Source organism: Demequina sp. (genome assembly GCF_016278775.1).
In the GTDB taxonomy this organism is placed as follows: Bacteria; Actinomycetota; Actinomycetes; order Actinomycetales; family Demequinaceae; genus Demequina.
On the sequence record NZ_JADQBF010000053.1, the window covers coordinates 1 to 4,072 of the forward strand.

The following is a 4,072-nucleotide window of genomic DNA, read 5'->3' on the forward strand; positions in this document are numbered from 1 at the left end:
AGCACCAGCAACTGCGCCATGATGTCGTCGGCCGACGTGTCGTCGATCTGGACGCCGAGGAACACGATGCGGTCTTCGAACAGTTTGGAGTACGGGTCGCGCACCTTGGTGCCGTACGACGTGCGCTCTTCGAACTGCGGCAGGATGTAGCGCGCGCCTGGCGCCTCTGGCGCCCGGCCACCGTTCCCGTGGTCGTTCATGCGGTTGAAGTTGCCTGCGGTCCGTGCGGCGGCCTGAAGGGCCCTGTAGTCGTCGCTCACGCCTTGCCTCCCTGGGACTTGTCGCCAGCCTCGGATGCGCTCTTGATGACCTTGTCGACAAAGCCGTACTCGAGTGCCTCAGGCGCGGTGAACCAGCGATCGTGGTCGGCGTCCTTGGTGATCTGCTCGATCGTCTTGCCCGTCTGCTCGGCAGTGAGCTCCGCCAACAACTTCTTCATGTGCATGATCAATTCCGCGTTGATGCGGACGTCGGTGGCCGTGCCATAGATGCCGCCAGATGGCTGGTGCATCATGACGCGGGCATGTGGCGTCGCGAAGCGCTTGCCGGGGGCCCCAGAAGCGAGCAGGAACTGCCCCATCGACGCTGCCATGCCAATCGCCACTGTGGCGACATCGGGCTTGATGTACTGCATCGTGTCGTAAATCGCCATGCCTGCGGTGATCGAGCCGCCAGGGCTGTTGATGTACAGGTAGATGTCCTTGTCAGGGTCTTCTGCGGCGAGCAGCATCAACTGCGCGCAGATGGCGTTCGAGTTGTCGTCGCGGACCTCGTCGCCCAGCCAGATGATGCGCTCGCGCAGCAGCCGGTTGAAGATCGAGTCGTTCAGGCCCATACCGCTGACGTCGGCTCGCGCGGTGGTCTCATTCACGTGGTGCCTCCTTGTGGACATGACCTCGACAGTAACGTGGCGAGGCGCAGGCGCCATGCCGTTTCGCCCCCGTTTTCGCTAACGGGTGAACGGTGCCCCGCGTAGGTTCGTTGAGAGCAAAATGGCACCCCCTGCAGTGGTCGCGCGACGTTACTTGGCTTGCGCCTCTGCTGCGGCTTCCGCGTCTTCCGTGGCCTCAGCCTCTGGGGCGACCTCGTCCTCAAGGCCACCGATGATGGCCTTCAGGTCGACGGGGTTGCCGTTGGTGTCCTGAACCGTGGCACGACGCAGCGCGTACGCGGTCGCCTTGGAGCGGGCAACGTCGGCGACGATCGCGGGGATTTGGCCCGACTGCTGCACCTGCTGGATGAAGGTTCCTGGGTCGGTGCCGTACTGACGAGAGGCGTTGACCAAGTAGTCGACGAGTTCGTTCTCTTGGACGTCGATCTCGAGGTCCTCTGCCAACTTGTCGAGAAGCATCTGGGTGCGCAGGGCCTCCTTGGCGCGCTCCGTCACCTCGGCACGGTGCTCCTCGTCCTCGAGGCGGTCCTCGTTCTCCAGGTGGCTGTGCACCTCTGCCTCGATGATCTTGCTGGGCAGGTCGAACGTGCCCGCCTTCTCGGTGAGCACCTGGAGCAACTTCTCACGCGCCTCCATGGCCTGATTGTTGGTCTTGATGCGCGCGGCCTGTTCGCTCAGGTCAGCCTTCAACTCTTCGACGGTGTCGAACTCTGAGGCGAGCTGCGCAAAGTCGTCGTTCGCTTCTGGCAGTTCGCGAGTCTTCACGGCGGTGACGGTGACCGCGATGCTCGCGGGCTCGCCCGCGAAGTCACCGGCGGCCAACGGGCCCTCGAACGTGGCGGACTCGCCTGCCGACAGCCCGGTCACCGCGTCGTCGAGGCCCTCGATCATGGTGCCTGTTCCCACCTGGTATGACGTTCCCTGGACTGCATCCACCGCCTCGCCGTTGATCTCGGCGTTCAGGTCGAGCGTCACGAAGTCACCAGCAGCGGCGGCGCGGTCGACGGCAATCAGCGTGCCAAAGCGCTCCTGGAGCGCGGTCATGCGCTCCTGGATGTCCTCTTCGCTGACCTCGATGGGCGCCACCTCGATCACCAAGTCGGCGGGCGTCGGCAGCGTGATCTCTGGACGGACCTCGACCGTCGCGGTGAACTCGAGACCCTCGTCACCCTCGACGATGCCGGGAAGCTTGGTGACTTCGATCTCCGGCTGGCCGTACGGGCGCACGGCCTGCTCCTCGATCGCTGCCGCGTACCAACCAGGCACGCCGTCGTTCACCGCGTGCTCGATGACGGCACCCTTGCCGACGCGCTGCTCCAGAATCTTGGCGGGCACCTTGCCCTTACGGAAGCCGGGGATCGTCACCTCGCGGCCGATGTGCTCGTACGCGTGCTCCATCGCTGGAGCGACTTCCTCCTCCGACAGAGTGACCGTGATCTTCACGGTGGTGGAGTCGATCTTCTCAAGGGCGCTGGTCACAGACTTCTCCTGATGTGTGGATGAGGGCCCGGGCGTGTGCGGATAGATCGTGCTTCCGGGCAACCCAACAATCGTACTGTCTGAGGCGCGTCGACCCCAATCGAGGGGACTTAGCCGCCGTCCAGTCGTTCCTCAGTCTTCGTCTGGAATGCCAATCGGCACGTCGCCTACGCGGTCAGCGCGCAAGAGCGGCAGCGTCGGGTTGGCGCCCGCCGCGGCAATGAGTTCCGTCTGAGCCTCGTCGTGGTCGGCCTCGTCGCCCGCCTGCAAGTGCAGCACCGTGGCGATCGGCTCTGATGCGATCTCCTCGTCGGTGTCGCCCAGCAGATCCGGATGCGCGTGCAACACCGCGAGGATCATGCCGCCCACGCGGGGCATGCCTTCGCCGACGCCTGGGGTGAAGTACGGCAGCGGTAGCAGCCTGGCGCCCTCGCGGGCATAGAAACGCAACCGTGCCTCTGGGTCACCGTGCTCTGGGTGAGCTTCGTGGTGACCGGGGTGCTCCACCTCTGCTAGCACGATGCACGGGTCGTACTCCTCAGACCAGGCCGCCACGCTCGCGTTGAGGAGCGTGCCACCAAGTCCTCCGCCGCGGGCGCCAGGCCGCAGCGCCAGGTAGTCGAGCAGCAGCACCCGCGCCTCTTCGTACCACGTGCCGATGGCGCAACCGGCGAGCTCGCCTTCGTCGTCGCGGATGACGCGTACCGACGTGTGCCCGTGCTCCACCTCGGAGGTAAGCCGTTCAAGGCTCATCAGTTCGTAGGCGGGAAACGAGGGTTCCAAGATCTCAGAGTGGACGGCGGAAAGCTCTGCCTGGGTAGCGGGTTCGACCACGGGCACAGGTGCTGATATCGAGGAGGTCATGCCTCCAGGATACGTGGTCGCCCTTTCGGCACTCCTGGCCGCCGCCAGGTCAAGGCTGCGCTGAGCGTGCTTCGAGGCGTTCCTTGGACGCCGCGCGCCACACCTTCACCCCCGCGTCGGCGTTGACAGCGCCGATGCCGAGGCCGACGACGATGTCCGGCCAGCCGGAGGACCATTGAAGAGTCACTGCGGCCACCGCCAGGATGGCGACATTCGCGAGCGCGTCGTTCCTGGCCGACAGCCATGCCGCCTTGGCGAGCGACCCCCCGACGTGGCGATGACGCACCAAGATGGCGGCGCACCACAGGTTCACCAGCAACGCGCCGAAAGCCGTCACTGACAGCGCCACCACATCGGGCGTCGACGGGTTGGCGATCTTGGCGATCGCGATCCACACGGTGGCGAGTGCTGGAACCAGGATGATCACGGCAAGCACGTGCCCCACGCGCGCGCGGCGCCGCACCGACCACACCGCGGCAAAGAAGATCAGCAGGTTGAGGGCGCCGTCTTCAAGAAAGTCGACGCTGTCCGCCACGAGCGACACCGAACCGATGGCGCGGGCCACGGCGAACTCGACCACGAAGTAGGCGAGGTTGAGGGACGCGACCAGCAGGATCGCGCGGCGCCAGGGGGGAGAGGGTTGCTTGGGGTCAGCGCTGCCATCGCTTGCAGATTGATCCGGCACGGCGCTCCAGTGTGCTTGTCGGGGTGATCGCTCGGCGCCGCTTGCGCGGCGCCTCACTCAACCCCTCCTCGTTCGCTCGCGACCGAAGACGGGCCTTCGCCCGTCTTCGTCGCTCACTCTCTTCGTCGGGGTGACAGGATTTGAACCTGCGA

Annotated in this window: 5 protein-coding genes; all 5 read right to left on the reverse strand. The window is 65.4% G+C overall.

The window, feature by feature from the left end:
* The coding region (locus tag QZZ33_RS06920; RefSeq protein WP_291379043.1) for an ATP-dependent Clp protease proteolytic subunit at nucleotides 1-200 on the reverse strand (200 nt) is incomplete at its 3' end.
* Nucleotides 201-256: 56 nt separating this feature from the next.
* Complete coding sequence (locus QZZ33_RS06925) at nucleotides 257-871, reverse strand: ATP-dependent Clp protease proteolytic subunit (protein ID WP_291379039.1); 615 nt, start codon at nucleotides 869-871, stop codon at nucleotides 257-259.
* 150 nt (nucleotides 872-1,021) lie between these two features.
* Entirely contained in the window at nucleotides 1,022-2,371 is a 1,350-nt protein-coding gene (gene tig, locus QZZ33_RS06930) for a trigger factor (protein ID WP_291379040.1), read from the reverse strand.
* 132 nt (nucleotides 2,372-2,503) lie between these two features.
* Nucleotides 2,504-3,235, reverse strand: a complete 732-nt coding sequence (locus tag QZZ33_RS06935; RefSeq protein WP_291379041.1) for a GNAT family N-acetyltransferase — start codon at nucleotides 3,233-3,235, stop codon at nucleotides 2,504-2,506.
* A gap of 49 nt (nucleotides 3,236-3,284) precedes the next feature.
* The gene (locus tag QZZ33_RS06940) at nucleotides 3,285-3,920 is read right to left on the reverse strand and encodes a cation transporter (RefSeq protein WP_291379042.1); all 636 of its coding nucleotides are present in this window, start codon (nucleotides 3,918-3,920) and stop codon (nucleotides 3,285-3,287) included.
* Nucleotides 3,921-4,072: the final 152 nt, after the last annotated feature.